Annotated in this window: 20 protein-coding genes; 14 read left to right on the forward strand and 6 right to left on the reverse strand. The window is 67.5% G+C overall.

The features are described 5' to 3' along the window. Positions 1–15: 15 nt before the first annotated feature. Together BKA25_RS06630 and BKA25_RS06635 are read left to right on the forward strand one after the other, a co-directional pair. Positions 16–1,590 carry an alpha/beta hydrolase gene (locus BKA25_RS06630; protein WP_069851262.1) on the forward strand — a complete coding sequence of 525 codons (1,575 nt, stop codon included), beginning with the start codon at positions 16–18 and terminating at the stop codon, positions 1,588–1,590. 127 nt (positions 1,591–1,717) lie between these two features. Then, positions 1,718–2,446 (forward strand): helix-turn-helix domain-containing protein, encoded by a 729-nt coding sequence (locus BKA25_RS06635; RefSeq protein WP_069851260.1) that lies wholly within the window; start codon positions 1,718–1,720, stop codon positions 2,444–2,446. A 139-nt stretch (positions 2,447–2,585) separates the two neighbouring features. On the opposite strand, the gene BKA25_RS06640 is transcribed toward BKA25_RS06635, so the two are convergent. The 3 genes from BKA25_RS06640 to BKA25_RS06650 form a co-directional block, all read right to left on the reverse strand. Then, complete coding sequence (locus BKA25_RS06640) at positions 2,586–3,887, reverse strand: HRDC domain-containing protein (protein ID WP_084643299.1); 1,302 nt, start codon at positions 3,885–3,887, stop codon at positions 2,586–2,588. A 66-nt stretch (positions 3,888–3,953) separates the two neighbouring features. Then, positions 3,954–4,670 carry a response regulator gene (locus BKA25_RS06645; RefSeq protein ID WP_035272912.1) on the reverse strand — a complete coding sequence of 239 codons (717 nt, stop codon included), beginning with the start codon at positions 4,668–4,670 and terminating at the stop codon, positions 3,954–3,956. Between the two features lie 655 nt (positions 4,671–5,325). After that, a complete protein-coding gene (locus tag BKA25_RS06650; protein WP_157421204.1) occupies positions 5,326–5,871 on the reverse strand; it encodes a DUF3000 domain-containing protein in 546 nt (181 codons plus the stop codon). 161 nt (positions 5,872–6,032) lie between these two features. Here BKA25_RS06650 and hemE point away from each other — a divergent pair, with 161 nt between their 5' ends. The 3 genes from hemE to hemQ are packed head-to-tail and all read left to right on the forward strand — an operon-like array spanning position 6,033 to position 9,317. After that, positions 6,033–7,154, forward strand: coding sequence for a uroporphyrinogen decarboxylase (hemE, locus tag BKA25_RS06655; RefSeq protein ID WP_069853961.1), 1,122 nt, complete (start codon positions 6,033–6,035; stop codon positions 7,152–7,154). Continuing rightward, complete coding sequence (gene hemG / locus BKA25_RS06660; RefSeq protein WP_084643298.1) at positions 7,151–8,620, forward strand: protoporphyrinogen oxidase; 1,470 nt, start codon at positions 7,151–7,153, stop codon at positions 8,618–8,620. Before hemE ends, hemG begins: the two co-directional genes overlap by 4 nt. Before the next feature lie 4 nt (positions 8,621–8,624). Continuing rightward, entirely contained in the window at positions 8,625–9,317 is a 693-nt protein-coding gene (gene hemQ, locus BKA25_RS06665; RefSeq protein ID WP_069851257.1) for a hydrogen peroxide-dependent heme synthase, read from the forward strand. A gap of 52 nt (positions 9,318–9,369) precedes the next feature. Here hemQ and BKA25_RS06670 read toward each other — a convergent pair whose 3' ends face one another. The 3 genes from BKA25_RS06670 to BKA25_RS06680 form a co-directional block, all read right to left on the reverse strand. Next, the gene (locus BKA25_RS06670; protein WP_157421203.1) at positions 9,370–9,909 is read right to left on the reverse strand and encodes a hypothetical protein; all 540 of its coding nucleotides are present in this window, start codon (positions 9,907–9,909) and stop codon (positions 9,370–9,372) included. A 70-nt stretch (positions 9,910–9,979) separates the two neighbouring features. Continuing rightward, entirely contained in the window at positions 9,980–10,402 is a 423-nt protein-coding gene (gene msrB, locus BKA25_RS06675) for a peptide-methionine (R)-S-oxide reductase MsrB (protein ID WP_069853959.1), read from the reverse strand. Positions 10,403–10,467: 65 nt separating this feature from the next. After that, on the reverse strand, positions 10,468–10,815 hold the full coding sequence (locus BKA25_RS06680) for a hypothetical protein (protein ID WP_375791844.1): 348 nt from the start codon (positions 10,813–10,815) through the stop codon (positions 10,468–10,470). 201 nt (positions 10,816–11,016) lie between these two features. Between BKA25_RS06680 and ligD the strand changes: the two genes are divergently transcribed. The 9 genes from ligD (at position 11,017) to hisS (ending at position 20,977) form a co-directional block, all read left to right on the forward strand. After that, the gene (ligD, locus tag BKA25_RS06685) at positions 11,017–12,042 is read left to right on the forward strand and encodes a non-homologous end-joining DNA ligase (protein ID WP_069851252.1); all 1,026 of its coding nucleotides are present in this window, start codon (positions 11,017–11,019) and stop codon (positions 12,040–12,042) included. An 898-nt stretch (positions 12,043–12,940) separates the two neighbouring features. Next, the gene (locus BKA25_RS06690) at positions 12,941–15,799 is read left to right on the forward strand and encodes a DUF4040 family protein (RefSeq protein WP_084643296.1); all 2,859 of its coding nucleotides are present in this window, start codon (positions 12,941–12,943) and stop codon (positions 15,797–15,799) included. Further along, positions 15,796–16,104: a sodium:proton antiporter gene (locus tag BKA25_RS06695; protein ID WP_069851250.1), complete on the forward strand. Its 309-nt coding sequence runs from the start codon at positions 15,796–15,798 to the stop codon at positions 16,102–16,104. The genes BKA25_RS06690 and BKA25_RS06695 overlap by 4 nt, the downstream gene beginning before the upstream one ends. Continuing rightward, positions 16,101–17,630 (forward strand): monovalent cation/H+ antiporter subunit D family protein, encoded by a 1,530-nt coding sequence (locus tag BKA25_RS06700; protein WP_069851249.1) that lies wholly within the window; start codon positions 16,101–16,103, stop codon positions 17,628–17,630. The genes BKA25_RS06695 and BKA25_RS06700 overlap by 4 nt, the downstream gene beginning before the upstream one ends. Then, positions 17,627–18,022, forward strand: coding sequence for a Na+/H+ antiporter subunit E (locus BKA25_RS06705; protein ID WP_069851247.1), 396 nt, complete (start codon positions 17,627–17,629; stop codon positions 18,020–18,022). Before BKA25_RS06700 ends, BKA25_RS06705 begins: the two co-directional genes overlap by 4 nt. Continuing rightward, on the forward strand, positions 18,019–18,276 hold the full coding sequence (locus BKA25_RS06710; protein WP_069851244.1) for an MrpF/PhaF family protein: 258 nt from the start codon (positions 18,019–18,021) through the stop codon (positions 18,274–18,276). The genes BKA25_RS06705 and BKA25_RS06710 overlap by 4 nt, the downstream gene beginning before the upstream one ends. After that, positions 18,273–18,635, forward strand: a complete 363-nt coding sequence (mnhG, locus tag BKA25_RS06715) for a monovalent cation/H(+) antiporter subunit G (protein ID WP_069851243.1) — start codon at positions 18,273–18,275, stop codon at positions 18,633–18,635. Before BKA25_RS06710 ends, mnhG begins: the two co-directional genes overlap by 4 nt. 91 nt (positions 18,636–18,726) lie before the next feature. Beyond that, complete coding sequence (locus BKA25_RS06720) at positions 18,727–19,476, forward strand: GIDE domain-containing protein (protein WP_069851241.1); 750 nt, start codon at positions 18,727–18,729, stop codon at positions 19,474–19,476. A 226-nt stretch (positions 19,477–19,702) separates the two neighbouring features. After that, positions 19,703–20,977: a histidine--tRNA ligase gene (gene hisS, locus BKA25_RS06725; protein WP_069851239.1), complete on the forward strand. Its 1,275-nt coding sequence runs from the start codon at positions 19,703–19,705 to the stop codon at positions 20,975–20,977. The last annotated feature ends 550 nt before the right edge of the window (positions 20,978–21,527 follow it).

A 21,527-nucleotide genomic window follows, 5' to 3' on the forward strand; every position in this document is an offset into this window, starting at 1 on the left:
AGTTCTACTGGGTTCATGACCAAGAATAAATCGCGAGCCGGGGATCACCCCGGGCGGCGCCGGTGGAAACGTATCGCTACGGTACTCCCACTTCTCCTCGTCGCCGTCGCCTGCAATTCCGGGGATTCCGAGCCTGCGGCCGCGAATGCCGAATCGAACCCGGCGGAGTTCTACGATCAGCAATTGGAATTCGGCAGCTGTGAGGGTTTCGCCGTCACTCCGCTGGACGAACAGGCCTTCGCCTCGGATCCGACGATCGAGTGCAGCAGACTCAGCGTGCCCATCGATTACGAGGATCCGGCCGGGGGGACGGCACGTATCGCCGTGCTGCGGGTCCCGGCACGCGGCGAGGCGCAGGGGTCGGTGGTCCTCAACCCGGGCGGACCCGGTTACGGGGGCACTCACATGGCTCCGATGCTCGGTGCAGCCTGGGCCGACACCCCGATCGGGGAGGACTTCGATCTCGTCGGCTTCGACCCGAGGGGCACCGGCGCCTCCGAACCGGCCCTGGACTGCTACACCGACGCGATGCGTGATGACGACGCCACGCCGGGGTCCCTGGTCGGGGACGGCAGTGTCGATCCCGTTCCGTTGGCCGAGCGCTGCGCTGACAGCGTCGGCGGACGCGACGCACTCGCTCACTTCGGGACTCGGGATGCCGCCCGAGACATGGACGTGCTGCGGGCGGCGCTGGGCGACGAGCAGCTCACCTACGTCGGGGCGAGTTACGGCACGCGTCTCGGGCCGGTCTACGCCGAGATGTTCCCGCAGAATGTCCGCGCCATGGTCTTGGACGGCGCGATCGATCCGCAGTTGGGCACCGTCGACGGGCGGATACTCCAGTTCTCCGGGTTGCAGCGTTCCTTCGACGGGATGGCCGAGTACTGCGCGGCAGATCCAGCCTGCCCGTTGGGCACCGACCCGTCCAAGGCCGCGACGGTCCTGCATGAGACCGTTCGCCCGCTGTTGGACACGCCGCTTCCCGTGTCCGACGGGCGCGAGCTCTCCTTCATCGCCGCAATCGACGGGATTCTCATCGGCCTGTACAGCGAGGAGATCTGGCCCGTGGCCATCGATGCGCTGGCTCGACTCCAGGAGGGCCACGGCGATGCGCTGCTCGCCCTGCGGGATGGGTACCAGGGGCGCGGCGCCGACGGCTCCTACGACGATTCGTTGGAGGCGTCACTCGCGATCAAGTGCGCCGACGAGGAGCGGCTGGACCCGGCGGCCAACGCCGAGTATCTGACGGCGCTCATCACTGCCGCCCCCTTCCTCGACTCGGGTAAGGACCTCGGCGACGGCATCCCGTCGCACTGCGAGGGCTGGCCCGGCGAACCCGGCCTGCCCGGGCCGTACGCCACCGACATCCCGGATCTACCGACCACGTTGACGATCTCCGTCACCGGTGATGCCACGACACCGCACGAGGGCGGTATCAGCCTCGCCGAGACCCTCGACGGCAGTCTGCTGACGGTGGACGGCAATCAGCACGGGACCGTTCTCGCGGGCAACTCCTGCATCAACGAGGTGATTGCCGACTACCTGATCGACCTGACCGCACCAGCGGCCGGAGCGCGCTGCTCGCTCTGAGCACGCGAAGAACCAAGACGGTGGGGCCCGTGCGGCTCGGCTGATCCGCCGAGTCTCACGGGCCATTGACGTAACATGGTCGCTCGAATGCGCGCCAAACTCACCGTCATCAAGATGAAAGCACGCCGTGTGGAGCACCAAGCAACTCGCCGACCTCGCCGGAACGACCACCAAGGCGATCCGCTACTATCACCGCGCTCAATTATTGGATGAACCGGAGCGCGGTCACAACGGGTACAAGCAGTACCGCGCACAACATCTGCTTCAGCTGCTTCGGATCCGACGGCTTACGGAACTGGGCCTCTCGCCGGCTAGCGCGGCATCGGCCCTGGAGAACGACAATTCGAGCGAGCTCTACGAGGCCCTGACCGCAGCCGAGCGAGAACTCACGGCTGCCATCGATAAATTCAATGCGATGCGGGAAGACGTTCGAGGTGCGCTGGCGGGCCGCAGCTTCGGGGATCTCGCTCTGCAACTTTCCGATAAGCCGCCGGGGCTGTCCGAGAAGGACTTCGCCGTGCTTCTCGTCATGTCGCGTTTGTTCGACGCCGAGACCGTCCTGACATTCCAGGAAATTCTCCATTCCAGTCCGCGGACTCCGGTCGATGAAGCGTTCGATGCGCTGTCGCCCAACGCCGATCGGAAAGAACGAGAAGCCGTTGCCGAGATGCTAGCCGAACAAACCCGCACCCGAACGCCCGAGAATCCGCCGTATAGCACCCGTGGACAAGGACTGGCCGAAGCAGTCGAGATCATGGAGAAGTCGATAGCGCATCTGTACAACGACGCGCAGATCGAGGCGATCCGCCGCTCCTGGGAGCTCCTTCGCGCGCAGAAGACCGCGTCCGACACCTGAGTCCCCGTCCCGCCGCCAGGGCGCGATGCGCGACCACCGAGGACGGTGCGCACGACCGTCCGGCATCGGTGGGTCGACGAATCTGAAGCTCGTCGACCCACGGCGGCACCCCTGTAGCGAGGACTTCGTCCGCTTCCCGTCAGGGCGTCGCGGCGAGCGCTTCACTCACCTTCGCGGCGGTCAACTCGACCTGCCACGGTCGGGCGCCCCCGGCGCGCAGTGCCGCCGAGGTGCCCTCGACGCTGCGGTCGGCAGGCGGCGTCCAGCAGGTCCGGCGTAGTAGATCCGGCTGCAACAGGTTCTCCACGGGAAGCGAGTGGTGCTCGGCCAGTTCCGTGAGCGAGGCCCGGGCCGAGGTCAGCCGCGCGGCGGCCTCCGGGTCGCGGTCCGCCCACCGGTTGGGCGGCGGCGGGCCGTCATTGGCAGGCGAGGAGGAGGGGAGCTCGGAGTTCGGTAGCGCGGCGGCGGTCCGCAGCGCCGTCATCCAGACGTCCGCGCGTCGCCGCTGGGCCCGGCCGCCGAAGATCGGCAGCGCCACCAACGCAGCCTCGTCGGCGGGCTGCGTCTGCGCGGCCTCGATGATCGCCTTGTCCGGGAGCACCCGCCCCGGCGCGATGTCCTTGGTCCTGGCCAGTTCGTCGCGCGCCTGCCACAACGCTCGCACCGTCGCCAGCTTGCGGGGCGCGTGCATCCGATGGATGCCGGAGGTCCGACGCCACGGCTCGGGGCGCGGAGCGGGCGGCGGCGCGGTGCGCACGGCCTCGAACTCCTGAAGCGCCCATTCGAGCTTGCCCTGGGACCGCAGCTCCGCCTTCAGCGACTCCCGGAGCTGCAGCAGCAGCTCCACGTCCAGCGCCGCGTAGTTCAACCAGTCGGCAGGCAGCGGACGGCGGGACCAATCCGCCGCGCCATGCCCCTTCTCCAACCGGAAACCGAGCTGCTGCTCGACCAGCGCGCCCAACGCGACCCGCGGATAGCCCGCCAATCTGCCCGCTAGCTCGGTGTCGAACAACGTGCCGGGTCGCAGTTCGAGCTCGGCGAGACAGGGCAGATCCTGTGACGCGGCATGCAGTACCCAATCCTGACCGCCGATCGCATCGATCAGCGGGGCGAGTCTGCCGCGCAGCGGAATCGGGTCGACCAAGACGGTGCCCGCGCCCTCACGGCGCAGCTGCACCAGGTAGGCCCTGGCGGAGTAGCGGTAGCCGGAGGCCCGCTCGGTATCCACCGCGATCGGACCCGTGCCCGCCGCGAGTGCCGTGGCGGCCACCCGCAGCGCCGCGGCATCCGTCACCACCGGCGGTACGCCTTCGGCGGGTTCGGTCAGCTCGACGACTTCCCGATCCGACTGACCGACGGGTTCGGAGGCGGGCTCGCAACGGTGTGCATCCACGGCCGCTGACCCTACGTCGAAGTCGACGGCGACGACGAGCAAGGTCATGCGACACGGGATGCGAGCACCTTCTGGAGCCGTGTGAAACACCACGGACTCCAGAAGGCGCCGGACTTATCTGATGACACCTGCGCGCATAGCCAGAGCGACCATCTGGGCACGATCTCCCGTGCCCAGCTTTCGGCCGATCCGCGACAGGTGGCTCTTCACTGTGAGTGCGGACAGGTTCAACGCCTCGCCGATCTCCTTGTTCGATCGACCGTCGGCGACTAACTGCAATACCTCGACCTCGCGTGCGGAAAGCTCACGCGGCGTGTTGTCCGTGCCCGGCACACGCGTGCCCGCAGCAAGGACGGGTGCCACGCTCGGATCGGCATACACGCCACCGTCGAGGACCCTGCGAACCCCATCGGTGACCACCATCGGTGAGGCGGACTTCAGCAGGTACGCCTGAGCGCCTGCCTGAAATGCCGCCCTGACCGCGTAGGGGTCGTCAGAGGACGCCAAGACCACGATCCGAGGCCAACCATGGCCACGGAGTTCCGTGACCAGGTCGATGCCACTCCCATCCGGAAGCCCGAGATCGAGGATCGCGAGGTCGCACGGACCTGTCGCCAGGGCTCGCGCCCTGGCCTCGGCCAGCGATGCGGCCTCATGCACGGTGCCTGCGCCCATCTGCTGCAACCGAGCGGCGATCGCCTCTCGGAGCAGCGGGTGATCGTCAACCACCAATACCGAGAACAGCTCTTCCCGCGGGTGCGGGACCATGTTGGCCGGCAAAGCACCGGCTGGCGTGGTACGAACGGCCTGACCTAAGCCGACGGCAGCCACGTCACTACCTCCCTGGAGTCGGTCGTGCCCCCCGACCGGCACCGGGACTCTCGGTCAATCAGCCGCGCCACTGATCGACCGAAAGTGGTGTCGACTGGGGCAGCGTAGCCGCCAAACGGCGCCAGCGGGACGGTCAATGTGCGATCTATCCCGATTGGGTTGTCACCGAGGTGACTTCTGATAACACGATCGGTGTACAGGCTCGTGACTGGCTAACGCCACGGCGTCGAAGAACGACATTAGTGTCCGACATTGGTCCAGACCTGCGCCGCGACTCCCGCTGTGGATGGCATCCGAGCCGTCCGATGGGCTCAGTCGCGTCTCGCCCGACCGGACCAGTGACCTCGGCATCTCACGGCCGTCCCACCTGCCTGCCGCGCCCATGGAAAGCATCGGCAGCCGGACGTGGCTTCGATAGGCCGCGCGGTGGAGTGTGATCCATCCAACGATCTTCGAACCGACAGCCGTTCGCGTACGAAGGGCAGTCGATCGACGGTGCCCTTCAGTGCCCGAGAACGGGCTGACGGATCGATTTACACCCACCCGAGCGGCCTTCAGAAGTCCGACCATGACGAAACAGCCGGGCGAGGCGACGGAGAGGGACCACGGGGAGCCGGCAACCCGGCCCGGTCGGGGGAACGCGCGACGGTCGTCGTCAGCGAGGGCGGAGCTCGACCACGCCGATCGGCGGCAGTCCCGCAGCGCTGGCCAGCACCTCGCACAACGCCTCGCCATGCGGAGCCAGCTCCGAGTCCGATGCGGTCCAGGAGGCCCGCAACTCCAGGTCATGGGTGTGCGCGGGACCCTCGATCTCGCCGAATCGGGCCGAGGACGTCACGGTGACCGTGCCGCCGAGCGTCGTCCAGCGTGCCCCGCAGCCCTCCAGGGCATCGGTCAGCCACGACCAACCGACCTGCGGCAGCAGCGGATCGCTGGCGAACTCCGAATCGAGCTCCGCCTGGAGATAGACCACGACGCGCAGTTCGCCGTTCCAGATGTCGATGTTGTCCGGATCGTGGAGCACCACCAACCTGCCGGAGGCGAACTCATTGGTCGGGCCGGTCACCTCGGCACTGAGTGCATAGGCCCAAGGAGCGAGGCGCTGCGGCGGCCGGACCTCCTCGAAGGTCAGTTCCGACCGAGGCCGAACCGACTTCAAGGTGCTCACGGCGTGCCGGAACACCTCAGGTACTGGCGTCATCCCGGTCACGAATCGCGACTGTAGAGGCAATCGGGGATGATGCGGGGTTCGCCACGCCGAGCGGGGCCCGGTGATCTCATCATGGCTGGAGCGCCGTACCTCACATTCGGCGCAGGTCGCGCCGCAAGGCCGGCACAACTCGTGGGAAAATGGTGGACGACATGACGAACGCTGCGCTGGTGCCCGCTCGTAGGGACCTCTCCGATGCCCCGTTCCTGATCGCCGCTGCGGGCGGTCGTCCCAGCCGTCCGCCGGTGTGGTTCATGCGGCAGGCCGGACGATCTCTGCCCGAGTACCGCAAGGTGCGAGCGGGGATCCCGATGCTCCAGGCGTGCCTCACGCCCGATCTGGCCTGCGAGGTCACGCTGCAACCGGTGCGCCGCCACGGCGTCGACGCCGCGATCCTGTTCAGCGACATCGTGGTGCCGCTGTTCGCCTCCGGCGTCGACCTGGACATCGTGCCGGGGACCGGACCGGTGATCGCCGCCCCGGTGCGCACGGCCGCCGACGTCGCGGCCCTGCCCGTCCTGGATGAGAAGGGCGTCGAGCCCGTCGCCGAGGCGATCCGGCTCATCACCGCAGAACTCCAGGACACGCCGCTGATCGGCTTCTCCGGCGCGCCGTTCACCCTGGCCTCCTATCTGGTGGAGGGCGGGCCGAGCCGCAACCACGAGCGCACCAAGGCGTTGATGCACTCCGAGCCGGCCATCTGGCACGCGTTGCTCGATCGTCTCGCCGACGTCGCCCTCGGATTCCTTCGGGGCCAGATCGCGGCAGGCGTCGACGCCGTCCAGCTCTTCGACTCCTGGGCGGGCGCGCTGAGCGAGCGCGACTACCGCGAGTTCGTCCTGCCGCATTCGGCGAAGGTGCTCCACGGACTGGCCGACGCGGGGGTGCCCCGGATCCATTTCGGAGTCGGTACCGGCGAACTGCTGGTCGCCATGCGCGAGGCGGGCGCCGACGTCGTGGGCGTCGATTGGCGAGTGCCCTTGGACGTGGCCGCGGACCGACTGTCGGCCGCCGCTCCGGACGCACCCGCCCCGGTCGTGCAGGGCAATCTCGACCCGGCCGTGCTCTTCGCGGGCGAGGATGCGATCGAGCGCGAGGTCGACCGCATCCTCGCCGAGGGCAGGCATGCGGGCGGACACATCTTCAATCTCGGTCACGGTGTGCTGCCGGACACCGACCCCGAGATGATCACCCAGGTGGTCCGGTTGGTCCACGAGCGTGGCGCAGGCCTCGTCGCATCCGACGGGGCAGGCCCGGAAGTCGAAACTCGGTGACCAGGACGACTCTGGGCCCGCACGTCGCGGTCGTCGGCGGTGGCGTCTCCGGACTCACCGCCGCCTACGAGCTACGTCGGCTGCTCGGCCGCTCGGCACGGATCACGGTGTTGGAGCAGAGCCGCCGTCTCGGCGGGAAACTCGCCACCGCGCAGTTCGGCGGTGGCGCCTTCGACGTCGGTGCCGAGGCATTCCTGGTGCGCAGGCCCGAGGTCGTCCAGCTACTCACCGAACTCGGCGCCACCGACGATCTGGTCAATCCGACCTCGGCGGGGCCCACGGTACGAGCCGGTGGCCGGACCGTCGCGCTGCCCGCCGCCGGAACTGTGCAGGGAGTGCCCGGCTCCGTCGAGTCGGTGCGTCACGTGTTGTCGCCGCAGGCCTTGGCCCGGGTGGCAGGCGAGCCCGATGCGCCGCCGCTGCGGCTCGACGGCGGGGACGTGTCCCTCGGCGAGATGCTGCGTGCTCGATTCGGCTCCGAGCTGACCGATCGGCTGGTCGACCCGATGCTGGGCGGGGTCTACGCGGGCAGCGCCGACCGGTTGGGGCTGCGGGCCACCATGCCCGCCCTGGCCAAGGCCATCGAGGACGGCGACGGCTCGGTGCTGCACGCTGCGGCGGGCCTCCTGCCGCCCGCGCCACAGCCCGGACAGGTCCGTCCGCCGGTCTTCGGCACCTTGCGCGGCGGTCTGATCCGCTTGATCGACCGGTTGGCCGAGGCCGCCGGTGCGACGGTCCGGCTCGGACTGCCCGTGCACGCCCTCACCAGAGGTGATGTCGGCTGGCGGCTGGCCTTCGGCGCGGTCCCCAGTCCGGAGTTGCTGGAGGTCGACGCGGTACTGCTCGCGGTGCCGCCGCCTGCGGCCCGCCGACTGCTCTCCGTGGCCGCCCCGGCCGCTTCCGCCGCCTATGGGGCGATCGACGTCGCCTCGACTGTCGTGGTCAGCCTGGCACTGCCGCCCGGTTCATCCCTGCCGGATGCCAGCGGGGTGCTGATCGCCAAGGGCGAGCGGCACGACGACGGGACCCCGTTCACGGCCAAGGCGTTCACCTTCTCCAGCCGGAAGTGGGAGCACCTCGGTGCGGGGCGGGAGTCCTCGGCGCCGCTGTTGGTGCGTGGCTCGATCGGCCGCTTCGGCGAGATCGAGACGATGCAGCGTGATGACGAGGAGCTGATCGCCTCGGTACGCGCCGATCTAGCGGAGCTGACGGGGATTCGGGCCGATCCGGTGGAGAGCCTGGTCACCCGGTGGGGCGGTGCGCTGCCGCAGTATGGAGTCGGTCACGTCGAGGTGGTGCGGCGAATCAGAGCCGAGGTCGCCTGTCTGGCGGGTCTGGAGGTGGCGGGTGCGTCCTTCGACGGTATCGGCCTGGCGGCCTGTGTCGGCGGCGCTCGATCGGCCGCCGCGGCGTTGGCCTCGGGGTTGACCTCGGCTCCGAGCCCAGCCGAGGCGGTGCGAGGATGAGGTCATGTCTGGCGTGAACGCGGACGAGATCAACTCGTCCATTCGGTACACCATGTGGTCGGTCTTCCGTATCGAGCAGGGCATGCTGCCCGCCGATCGAGCCGAGGCCGCCCGGGAGGCGGAGGAGTACCTCGCGGGCCTGGCCGATAAGGGTGTCGTCGTCCGGGGCGTCTACGACGTGTCCGGGCTGCGTGCCGACGCGGACTACATGATCTGGTGGCACGCCGAGGACGTCGACGCCGTGCAGGCCGCGTACAACGGCATCCGGCACACGATCCTCGGTGGGGCCTCCGAGCCGGTGTGGAGCAGCGTGGGCGTGCACCGCCCCGCCGAGTTCAACCGGGCGCACATCCCTGCCTTCCTTGCGGGGGAGGAGCCGCAGAAGTACCTCTGCGTGTACCCCTTCGTGCGCTCCTACGACTGGTACCTGCTGCCGGACGACGAACGCCGCACCATGCTCGCCGACCACGGCAAGGCCGCCCGACCGTTCCCCGACGTGCGAGCCAACACGGTGGCCTCGTTCGCGCTGGGCGACTACGAGTGGCTGCTGGCTTTCGAGGCCGCCGAGCTGTACCGGATCGTGGACCTGATGCGGGAGCTGCGGGCCACCGAGGCGCGCAGGCACGTTCGTGAGGAACTGCCCTTCTACACCGGAATCCGCGTTCCGATCGGCGAGTTGGTCTCCCGACTGCCGTGATTGCCGCTGTGCCGTGCCGACCCGCCGGTCGGCACGGTAGGCGCCGGGCGGGTCAGGACGCGACCAGCACACCCTGATCGGTGACGCTGACGGCGGCCGAGACGCCGCGGGCTCCGCAGTCCGGCCCGTTCGGGTAGGTCGCCTCGGCGGCTGCCGTGATGGTCTCGCTGAGGATCTGGGTGTCCCGCCGGTCGGTCAGGGTCACCGTGACCTCCGCCGGGCCCGTGGCCAGTTCGGTGTAGTCGACGAATCCGGTCAGTTCCCCGGTGGGCACCGCCGACGCTCCACAGACATCCGAGGGGTCATCACCCGAGCAGCCGGTGTCCACGGTCTCGGAACCGGGGCGCAGCCCGTTGCTCGTGCAGTCGCCCGCATCGCGGCACACCGGCAGCTCGATATCGACACAGTCGTCCTGACACAGCCGGACCGTGGCTCCGGAGAGCTCCGATGCCACCTGCGCGGCGATCGTCAGCCCGATCCCGGTGCGTCCGGCTATCGCCGTGCATGCCGTTCCCGCACCGCCCTGCGCCCCACAGCCCGTCAGGACGGCCAAGGAGAACGCGACCGCCAACGATCGAGTCGATCTCTTCATGGCCCTCAGACGGAGACGCTCGCAGGGGCGGTTGCAGTCCGGCGGGCGATAGCGAAGCCCGTGGCGTTTTCTACTCGGCGGGCAGCAGCTTCATCGACACCGAGTTGATGCAGTACCGCTGGTCGGTCGGGGTCTGGTAGCCCTCGCCCTCGAAGACGTGTCCGAGATGGCTGTGGCAGCTCGCGCACAGCACCTCGGTCCGGCGCGACCCGAAGCTCAGGTCCTCGCGCAGGATCACGTTGTCGCCGTCGGACGGGGTGTAGAAGGACGGCCAGCCGCAGTTGGACTCGAACTTGGTGTCGCTGTTGAACAACTCCGCGCCACAGGCCCGGCAGATGTAGACACCCCGAGTCTTGGTGTCGGTGTACTCACCCGTCCAGGCCGGTTCGGTGCCCGCCTGCCGCAGGACCGCGTACTCGACCGGGGTGAGTTCTTCCCGCCACTCCTCGTCGGACTTGACGACCTTCGGAGTGCTCCCACGGACTGGTTCCATGCTCATCACGGTAGTCCTCCTCGGCCTACGCGCCCGTTCTTCAGTCGATCTTCGGCTGCGGACGCCTAGAAGAGAACGGTGCTGGCCAGCACGAGAATGTGCCAGACCAACAGCAGGAACGCGGTCAGGATCAGTGTGACCACCACCACGGCGACCAGCCGCCGCCCGCCCCCGGCCCGATTGGCGGAGTCGGTGAACTCCTCCAGCGCGGACAGCGAACCCTCGATCGTCATATCCGGCCGACGGCGTTCCATCCGGTCCAGATGTGCCGCGAACGCCATCGCCTCCGGATCGTCGCGGTCGAGTCCGATCAGGTCCTCGGTGAACCGGTCCGAGGGAGCAGCCGGACTGAACGCGTTCATCTCGTGGCGGCGAGCGTCGTCGGAATCCATCCACCGACTGCTCTCACCCATGCCCCCACGGTAGCGGGTTCGCCGGTGGCCGCCTGTGGACTCCGGCGGCAATCACCTACCCCGGGCCGGGGCGATACCCGGGTCGCCCGATGCCGGGACCGGCGGTGTGTCACCCACCTCGGGGACCGGCTGCTCGGCCGATCCGATCGGGTCGAATCCGGCTCGACGGCGAGGGGCGCGATTGGCATTTACGCTGGTCCGATGGCGGATGCTGTCGAGATTCTCGTCCCAGGACCGCACGGTGACCGACGGGTTCGGGTGACCAATCCAGACAAGATCTACTTCCCCGAACCGGGTATCACCAAGCGGGAGTTGGTGGACTACTACCTCGCCGTCGCCGAACCGTTGCTCGCCGCGTTGCTGCACCGCCCGACGACCCTGAAGCGCTTTCCCGACGGCGTGAGCGGCGACCCCTTCTACGCCAAGCGCGTCCCGAAGGGCGCCCCGAGCTGGGTGGAGGGCGTCCAGATCACCTTCCCCTCCGGGCGCACGGCCGTGGAGGTCTGCCCGACCGAGCCTGCCGTGCTGGCCTGGGCCGCGAACCTCGGCACCTTCGACTTCCATCCCTGGCCGGTCCGCCGGTCCGACGTCGATCGGCCCGACGAACTGCGGATCGATCTCGACCCGCAGCCCGGAACCGACTTCGACGACGCGGTGCGCGTGGCCATGGTGCTGGGCGAGGTGCTCCGTGAGGCGGGCATCATCGGCTACCCCAAGACCTCCGGCGGTCGCGGGGTGCACGTGCTGGCCCGGATCCGCCCCGACCACGACTTCGTCGGGGTACGTCGGGCGGTGATCGCGCTGGCTCGCGAGGTGGTGCGCCGGGCGCCGGACCTCGCCACGGTGTCCTGGTGGAAGGAGCAGCGCGGCGAGCGGGTCTTCCTCGACTTCAACCAGACCGCCAGAGATCGCACGATCGCCTCGTCCTGGTCGGTGCGAGGCACGCCCCGCGCCACGGTGTCCACCCCGGTGCGTTGGGACCAACTGGAGTCGGTGCAACCCGACGACTTCACGCTGCGCACCGTGCCGGACTGGTTCGCCGAGAACGGCGACGCGCACGCGGGCATCGACGAGCGGGCCTATGACCTGGCCACGCTGCTGGACTGGGCGGATCGGGACGCACGGGACCACGGACTCGGCGACATGCCCTATCCGCCGGACCACCCGAAGATGCCGGGCGAACCGCCCAGGGTGCAGCCGAGTCGGGAGCGACGGCCCGAAGGATGAGGCGGTTGGCGGCTGCTACTCGATGGTGCTGAGCTGTGGCTGTCCGAACCGAGCGTGACCAGACACGGACCGTGGGGCGTTGAATCTTCTCGTGTTCACCGTCATCGGCGGACGCGGCCATCGGCCTCACCCGAGCCGTACCGAGGCGAACAGGGGGAATCGATCGTCCGCTGCGCTTGTTTGCATCCCGGCGATCGGGCATCGCCATCAAGTCGGCAATCGCTCTCCTACTCGCGATCATCAAGAGCGTCGGCCGTGCACGACGGTTGCTCGATTCCTGACCTCGTACAGCCCGATGGCACCGTCGGCTCATAGGCGTCGCGGATCGTGGTGAGATCTCGCGTTCGCCAGGTCTACCGATCCCGGTTGTGTACACGTCCATCTGGTCATCCGAGAAAAAGGAGACATTTCAGTCGGGTCCAGTCGTCTGATACGTTCCTTCACAACTTCTACACTTCGCGAGGGGAGGGGCAATGATCGACACCACCGATCTGCGAGCTGACTGCAGTACGCACGGTCCGCAGAGCGCGCCTGGTGTATCCGCTCCTGTCTCCTCGACACTGCGGCGGAGCCGCTTCTCCGAACGTCACAAGCTGCCGGTAGGTAACAGGATGCCGCCGGGCACCAACGGCTACACCACATCGTGGGGAACCAATGCCCACGGCGAGTTGAGCGCGTGCCCGCCGGGATCTCGCTGATCCTGTTCCCGCAGCCATCCCCTTCCTGCTCATCGGGTGACCGCACGGTCTTACCGTTCGCAGGGAGGGGCCACCCTGCGTTCTTTCGTCATCTTTGACGCTCACCGCTAACCCTTTGCCGTCGGTGCTGGTGTTCTCAGCGGTGGGCTGTCGTTCGCTGTAACGCCTCATGGCGAGACGAATCGTGAAGGGACCATGACGTGTTGCTGGTCGTGTTGGTGGTGGCGCTTGTTCTCACCACCCTGAGCACACCCTTGCTCGACCGCCTGCTCGGGCGTGCTGCAGGTTGGCCGATCATGGCTGTCTTCGTGGCCCTGACGGTGGCCGTTGCCATTCAGGGGCGGCACGTCTTGGTCGGTGGCGGAACGCTCGAGTTCTCCCAACCTTGGATGCCCGAGATCGGTGTGAACCTCGACCTGCGGATGGACGGTCTCGGCTGGCTGTTCTGCATGTTGGTGCTCGCGGTGGGTGCGCTGATCATCGCCTATTCGACGCGGTACTTCCCGCCTGGACGTCGGGGCGGTTTCTACTTCCTGATGACGGCCTTCGCTACGGCGATGACCGGTCTGGTTCTTGCCGACGATCTGGTGCTGCTCTTCGTGTTCTGGGAGCTCACCACGATCTGCTCGTTCTATCTGATCGGTCTGTCCGGGCCGTCGGCGAATCGTCCTGCGGTGCGCACCTTCCTCGTCACCGCCTTGGGCGGGCTGGCGCTGTTGACCGCCGTCGTTCTGCTGATCGTGCGGACCGGGACCAGCAGCCTGAGCGCGATCCTGGCCGATACATCCTGGATGCAGGACACCGGCTTCGCGACCGTGGTCGCGTTGCTGGTGATGCTGGCGGTCTTCACCAAGTCGGCTCAGTTCCCCTTCCATTACTGGCTGCCCGACGCGATGGCGGCCAGCACTCCGGTCAGCGCCTATCTCCATGCCGCGACGATGGTCAAGGCCGGGGTGTACGTCGCCATGCGGTTCTCCGCAGCGTTCGGTGACTTCGCTGTGTGGAACCTCGGACTCATCTCGATCGGCTTGCTCACCGCTCTGATAGGGGCCGTCTTCGCGCTTCAGCGACACGACCTCAAGGAGCTCGCGGCGTACTCGACCGTCAGCCAGCTCGGCTTCCTCATCATGGTGATCGGCATCGGTACTCCTGCCGCGTTGATCGCAGCGGCTGTGCACACCGTGGCACATGCGTTGTTCAAATCGGCGCTGTTCATGACGGTCGGAATCATCGATCGTCAAGCCGGTACCCGAGACATCCGAAGGCTCAGCGGGCTGCGTTCCGCGATGCCCGTCACCGCGATCGTGGCCAGTCTGGCGGCGTTGTCGATGGCGGGGATACCGCCGTTCCTCGGCTTCGTGAGCAAGGAGACCCTGTTCGACGCACTGCTCGCGGCACCAGGGCCTGCTTGGGTGGTCCCGGCTGTGGGCGTCGGAGCTGTGATCGCGGCGGCGTTCACCTTCGCCTACGCGTTCCGATTCGTCGTCGGCGTGTTCGGCGGCCCGCCGAACGAGGCATCGCCTCGCGAGGCCGGTGTCTGGTTCCTCGCTGCGCCTGCGGTGGCCGTCGTCGGCGGCCTGCTCCTCGGCCTGGGCGCTCAGTGGCTCAATCCACTCGTCGACCGAGTCGCGGTCGACGCCGCCCCCGGGAGTGGGCACGCCGACCTGAGCCTGTGGCACGGATTCAATGCGGCGCTGTTGATGTCGGCTGCCGCCATCGGGCTGGGCGCGCTTCTCACCTGGCGTTCGGCCTCTGGTGAGGCCTTGGCGGGCCGTCGGTTCTTCCCCGTGTCTGGCACGGCGGTCTTCGAGGTGCTGTATCGAGGGGTGATCGCGTTGGGCGTCCGGGTGGGCGATCTCACCCGCAGCGACTCGCCAGGGCGACACATGGCGGTGCCGATCGTGTTGATCGGCGCTCTCACCGCCGTCGTCGCCACTGCGAACCTCGACTTCGGATCTTTCACGGCACCCACGTCCAGGACGCTGGACTGGATCCTGGTGGTGTTGGTGGTGGCCGCAGTGCTCTCCGCGACTATCACCCGCTCGCGGCTGGCGGGCCTGGTCCTAGTGGGCGTGGCCGGTTTCACCGTTGCGCTGTGGTTCCTGTTCCTCGGGGCGTTCGACGTCGCGCTGACCCAGCTGCTGGTGGAGATCCTCACCGTCGTCGTCGCGGTGCTCGTCCTGCGGCGGCTGCCCCGGAGGTTCCATCGAGCAACCCGGCGAAGGACGGTGCTGACGGCTGGAATCGCCATTGTGGCCGGACTCAGCGCGGGCCTAGCCGCTTATCTGATGACAGGTCGTCGAGAGCTCTCACAGGCTGCGGAGTACTTCCTCTCCCACGTCGAAGACGACACCGGCGGTACCAACGTCGTCAACACGATCCTGGTCGACTACCGGGCGATGGACACGATGGGTGAGCTCACCGTTCTCGGCGTCGCAGGCCTGGTGATCATCTCGGTGTTGAAGTCCAGCGGCCTGATCTCCGGAGGTGGAGAACGGCAACCGAAGGTTCCCCCGAGCAGCGCGGTCTGGAACGCCGACGAGAACACCGTCATCGTGCGGACTGTGGCGCGATGGCTGATGCCGCTGTTGGTGCTCTGGTCGCTCTACTTGCTCCTGCGGGGACATTACGAGCCCGGCGGCGGATTCATCGCCGGGCTGGTCGGGGGCGCGGGATTCGCGCTGGTCTACCTGACGGCGGCGAGCGAATCGGCCGCCCGTATCCGACTGTCGTCGCCTGGGCTCATTGCAACCGGAATCGTCGTAGCGGCAGGCTCCGGGCTGCTGGGCTATTTCGACGGATCCTTCCTGCGCCCACTGCACGCCGACATCTGGATGCCCTGGGGCGACTTCCATTTCACCACTGCGCTGATCTTCGACGTCGGCGTCTATCTCGCGGTCATCGGTGTGCTGCTCACCGCGCTCAACCATCTCGGACTGCGGCAGCCGCAGACGATGGGAGTCCGTCCCCGTCCCCCTCGGGGCCGTAGCAGTTCACGACGAGGACGCGCCGCAACAGGTCGGTCCTCGAAGGGCCGCGCGACTGGAGGTTCCCGATGACGCTCGCCATCACGATCGGCGCTCTGATCGCCGGCGCGGTGTTCCTGATGCTGCAACGCGGCATGGTCCGCATCGTGCTGGGCTTCGTGCTCCTGGGACACGGGGTGAATCTGTTGCTGATGTCGGCAGGGGGCACGTTTCGGCGCGACCAGCCGCTACTGTCCTTCGGCTCCGCCGAGGCCGCCGCCGATCCGCTCCCACAGGCATTCGTGTTGACCGCGATCGTCATCGCCTTCTCGATCACGATCTACATGCTGACCCTCGCCGCCACCGGCACCGACGACGACACCGAGGACGCCTCATGAACGCCGCGCTGCTGCCGCTCGTCGTGATGGTGCCCCTGATCAGCGCCGCCCTGCTCGCCATCGTGTCTCACCGGTGGCCGCGCAGGATCCTGCTGCTTGCGCCCAACCTCGGCGCGCTGGTGGCCGGGGTACTGCTGATCCAGGCCACTGGTGACGGCTCGGTCTACGCACACAACATCGGACTCTGGCAGGACGGGATCGCGATTCCGTTCGTCGTCGACGTGTTCAGCGCCCTGATGGTGACGACCACCGCGTTGCTCACCGTGACCTGCTCCGCGTTCGCCATCGCCACCGGCGAGGAGGAGCGTGGCCGGTTCTTCGGACCACTCGTCCTAGTGCTCTCGGCGGGGGTGTACGGGGCCCTGCTCACCGGCGACCTGTTCAACCTGTTCGTCTTCATCGAGGTCATGCTGCTGCCCTCGTACGGCCTGCTGGCGATGGCGGGTGCGCTGCGCAGTCTGCGGGGCGGACGGATCTACGTCACGGTCAACCTGCTCACCTCCACGATCTTCCTAGCCGGCGTCGCCTTGGTCTACGGCGTGACGGGCACGGTGCACCTCGGTGAACTGGTCGGAGCGGCCAGAGAATCGCCCCTGGTGGCGTCGGCGATGGCGGTGGTCCTGCTTGCCTTGTCGATCAAGGCGGCGGTGGTGCCAGTGCACGGCTGGCTAGCCCGCACCTATCCCGCGACCTCCCCTGCGGTAACCGCCCTGTTCTCCGGTCTGCACACCAAGGTTGCGATCTATGCGATCTACCGTCTGTACGCCCTGCTCTTCGAAGGCGACGCCACTTACCTGTGGATCGGCCTGGTCGCGTTCACCGTGACGATGCTCATCGGAGTGCTGGGCGCGGTTGGCGAGAACACCACCAGGTCCATCCTGGTCTTCCACATGATCAGCCAGATCGGATACATCCTGCTCGGTGTCGCCCTGTTCACCCCGCTGGGGTTGATGGCCGGAATCTTCTACCTGATCCATCACATGATCGTGAAGGCATCGTTGTTCCTGTCCACCGGAGCGATCGAGGACGCCTACGGGACGAGTCGCTTGGAACGTCTCGGTGGCATCGCACGACGCGAGCCGCTGCTGGCGCTGGTGTTCATGGGAGCCGCGCTGTCCTTGGCGGGCCTGCCGCCGTTCTCCGGGTTCGTCGCCAAGCTCACCCTGGTCAGCGCCACTATCGAGGACGGACAGTGGATCGTCGCCGCCGTCGCGGTGGCCGTCAGCTTGATCACGTTGATGTCGATGCTCAAGATCTGGGGTGGGCCATTCTGGGGCTCGGGGCCCGAGCCGGATGGTCAGCCGGATCGAGATCAGAGCAGTCCGTCAACGGGAGGGGTAGCGGCCCCAGCTCGGCCGACGGTCCACCCGAGGGTACGGCCAACCGTTCTGCTCCCGGCGCTGATACTCACCACCGCCACGCTCTGCATCGGGCTGGGCGCCCAAGTCCTGCTTGATCTCAGTGCCCAGGCGGCGTCCGGCTTGCTGGACCCCGCTGCCTACCTCGAAGCGGTGACGAACCGATGACCTCACATCTGCGGTGGCTGATCCGCCTGCTGTGGTTCCCCGTCTACTACGCGCTGGAGGTCATCAAGTCCTCGACCACCGTCGCGCTCGACATCCTCACACCGGGCAGCCGAGCGACGCCCGCCTTCGTCGAAGTCCGGCTGCGGTGTACCACTGATCTGGAGATCACGATGCTGGCCAACATGATCTCCCTGACCCCGGGAACCGTGACGGTCGCCGCCCGCAGGCGTCCCGCGACACTCTGGGTGCACGGGATGTACGTCGACGATCGCGATTCTTTCCAGGAGGAGTTGTATGCGATGGAGGACCGGCTCCTAGCGGTGACCCGCCGCAGCGGTGCGCCCGACCGCCTGCCCGCATCCCGACGGACCACGAGCGGGGGACCGGCATGACCATCATCGACATCGGCCTCGGAGCAGTCGGCCTAGCCATGATCATCGCGACCTACCGCATCCTCCGTGGTCCTTCGAGCGCCGATCGCGCCGCAGGCGCCGACGTCATCTTCTTCGGCTTCGTCGGCCTGGTCGCTCTCCTCGGACTGCGGCTGGAGACCGAGTTGGTGATCGATATCGTACTGGCCTGCACACTCGTCGGGTTCCTTGCTGCTTTGTCGCTGGCGCGTCTGATCGCGGGAGGCAAGCGATGAACTCGATCTTGGACGTTCTCGGTGTCATCTGCATGGTCACCGGCGCGATCGTCTTCGCCGTGGGCGCCTTCGGGCTGCTGCGCCTCCCCGATTTCTACTCTCGATTGAGCGGGGTGAGCATCGCAGCCGGCCTCGGTACAGCCTTGCTTCTGCTGGGACTTCTCCTGCACTTCCCGACGCTGGAGAACACACTGAAACTCGGGCTCGCCCTGCTCATCCAGCTCGCCACCGCAGCCGTGGGTGGCAATGCGATGGCCAGGGCCGGCTATATCGCCGGAACCCCCGCAAGCCCGAGGACCCGATACGACGACCTGGCGATCGGTAAGGCAAATCCGACGTCGGAGGCCGACGACTCCTGAGGGGAATTCACCGCAGAACGGGCCTTCGTCATGGTGGTCGGCGCCAATCGAAATCCAGGTAGGCCGGGCATGGGGAAGGAGGAGATGCGATATGGCGGACCTTACGACGATCCTGCAGCTGGTCACCCTGCTTTGTTGCGCTCCTGCGGTCTATCTGTTCCGCGCAGCCTGGCGGGCGAGGAAGCTCAGTGCGTCACTGGGCAATGCCGAGGCTCTGCCGATCGGGTCGTTGTCCGCATACTGCGGCACCGACGTCGAGGTCAACATCAGTGGGAACGCCCTTTTCGGCTCGGCCGCCGAGCTGACCGCCCCCTACTCCAAGCGGGCCTGCGTCTGGTACCGGTCCGAGGTGTGGTCCCATCAGCCGAGGGACGGCAGGCAGGGAAACCGGCTGAAGCTGGATCTGCTGTTCGTCGAACAGTCCCGTTCCTCGTTCGTACTTCGCGATCGCACGGGGGAGATTCTGTGCCGGCCGGGGGACGCGCAGCCGCACAAGCCCAAGGTGACACATGACTCCTTCGTTCCGGACGACGCCGCCGATTCCGGACAGGCTGAGATCGGGCCCGATCCCAACAATTCGTACCTGCCAGAAGAGGCACTCTTCTCCCCTGGCCACCGCTACCGAGAATGGTCGATCGCCCCTGGACAGCAGTTGTCCGTCAAGGGTGTCGTCAGATGCGATGCGGGACGCGTCGCCATCGAGGGACGAGGTGACGACGAACTCTTCTTCTCCCCGCATACCAGGCTCGGGATAAGGGCAACGAACTTTCTTCGACAATGGGTAGGTTTCACTTTACTGCCGCTGTCTGGAATCACCTTCCTGCTGATTTCATTGGAGTAGACAGGCCGCGCCGCCTACGCTGAGGGAGGACAGCGGCCTTGATCCGCATCACGAGAGTTGTTCCCTGACAGGGTCGGCTCGTCCACGCGGCGCTGCTCCCATGGAGCAGGACCCGATTCCAATAGGAGCAGTGGAGTCACCGGAGCCGACCTCGGGCGGCACCGGTCGCCATCGGACGGGGCATCTAGGATCGCCTCCGACCTCGTTCGTAGCGCAAGGATGATCGGTGAAAACTGACAACACCCCCCCGAGGGGCACCCGTGACCTGCTTCCCGCCGCCGTCGCCGACCGCGATCATGTGCTGGCGGCCATCACGGAGGTCTACCGGCATCACGGCTACCACCGCATCGAGACCCCGGCGCTGGAGGACATCGGCAGGCTGACCGGCGGTCAGGGCGGCGAGAACGAGAAACTCATCTACCGGGTGCTGCGTCGTGGCATCACCGAACCGCTCGCCGAGGGCGTCGGACTCGCCGACCTGGTCGACCTTGGGCTGCGCTTCGACCTCACCGTGCCGTTGACCCGGTTCTACGGGGCGCACCACGCGCAACTTCCGATGCCGTTCCGCTCCTTCCAATTCGGACCGGTGTGGCGGGCCGAGCGTCCGCAGAAGGGCCGATACCGGCAGTTCAACCAGTGCGACATCGACATCATCGGCGAGGAGAGCGTGCTCGCCGAGGTGGAGTTGATCGAGGCGACCATCGGCGCGCTCGACGCCGTCGGGCTGACCGGGACCACGGTGCGGATCTCCGATCGGCGGTTGCTCGCCGCGCTGGCCGAGCACGCGGGGCTGCCCGCCGAGTCCTGGGATGGTCTCTTCATCACCCTCGACAAGTTGGACAAGATCGGCTGGGAGGGCGTCACCAAGGAGCTCGTCGAGTCGCGTGGGCTGCCCGCCGAGTCCGTCGCCGTGGTGCGCACCCAGATCGAACGGCTGCAGGCGGTGTCGATCGACACGCTCGTCGACACCCTGGCCGACGCGCTGCCCACCATGGACGAGCGGGCGCTGACCGACCTGGGCACCACGGTCGCGGCCCTGGCGCCGCTGGCCGAGACCGCGGGCTCGAGCTGGGAGTTCGATCCGACGCTGGTCCGGGGCATGGGCTACTACACCGGCCAGGTCTTCGAGATCGTGCACCCGGATGCCGGTTCCTCGTTGGCCGGTGGCGGGCGGTACGACCGGTTGATCGGCCGTACCCTCGGCCGCGATGTGCCCGCCTGTGGCTTCTCCATCGGTTTCGAGCGCATCGTCGATCTGCTGGGCGGGACGCGGCGCGATCAGCAGGTCGCGGTGCTGCATGAATCCGAGGTGGGCATCGACGAGGTGCTGTCGGTGGCGCGGGCTTTGCGGGCCGAGGGGCGTTCGGTCGCGCCGGTTCGTCGACGCGGCAAGTTCGGTGCCCAGCTGGACCGGCTCACCGAATGGGGCTTCACCTCGTTCGTGCACCTGAGCGCGCGCCGCGACCCGGCCGCCGCCCTGGAGGAACGAACCCTCGGCTGACCGGCCGCGCCGGATGATTCGACGTCGGTGCCCCGCCTGCCATCGCGCCGGTGAGGGGCACCGACGGGTCGATGCGTCGGACATTCACTCATACGCACCCGACGATATGCACGGTGGCGCACCTGCCGAAGTCGCCCCACCGTTCGGAAAGGCCCGGTCGCGGGTGGTGCAACGGCACGAAGGCGCGCCGGGCGGCCCACTCGGCGTCCATCAGGTGAGAAGAATCAGCCGAGGGAATCTCACGTTCGGTGATGTCGTCGACTACTCAGTGGTGGCGAGGTGTTCAGTCGGGCGGTGGTGTCCGGTACTCGGCGTGCGCGGCAGCATCGGGAGACGTCCGTTGGTCGCTGTCCCGGAGGTCATCATGAGCGAAGTTCGAACCCCGCCGCCCGCACTCGATGGCTGCGGCTGTTGTTCGGGGTGCACCGGCCCCGGTTGTGGTTGTTGCCAGGGCTGTTGAGCACGAGGCCTGCCAATGCGGTCGAGGTGGCGAGCCGGACGGGCTCGGAACGGGTCGGCATGGGCGTGGATCGCGGGGGCAGGCCACACC

This window comes from Actinoalloteichus hymeniacidonis (genome assembly GCF_014203365.1).
GTDB lineage: Bacteria > Actinomycetota > Actinomycetes > Mycobacteriales > Pseudonocardiaceae > Actinoalloteichus_A > Actinoalloteichus_A hymeniacidonis.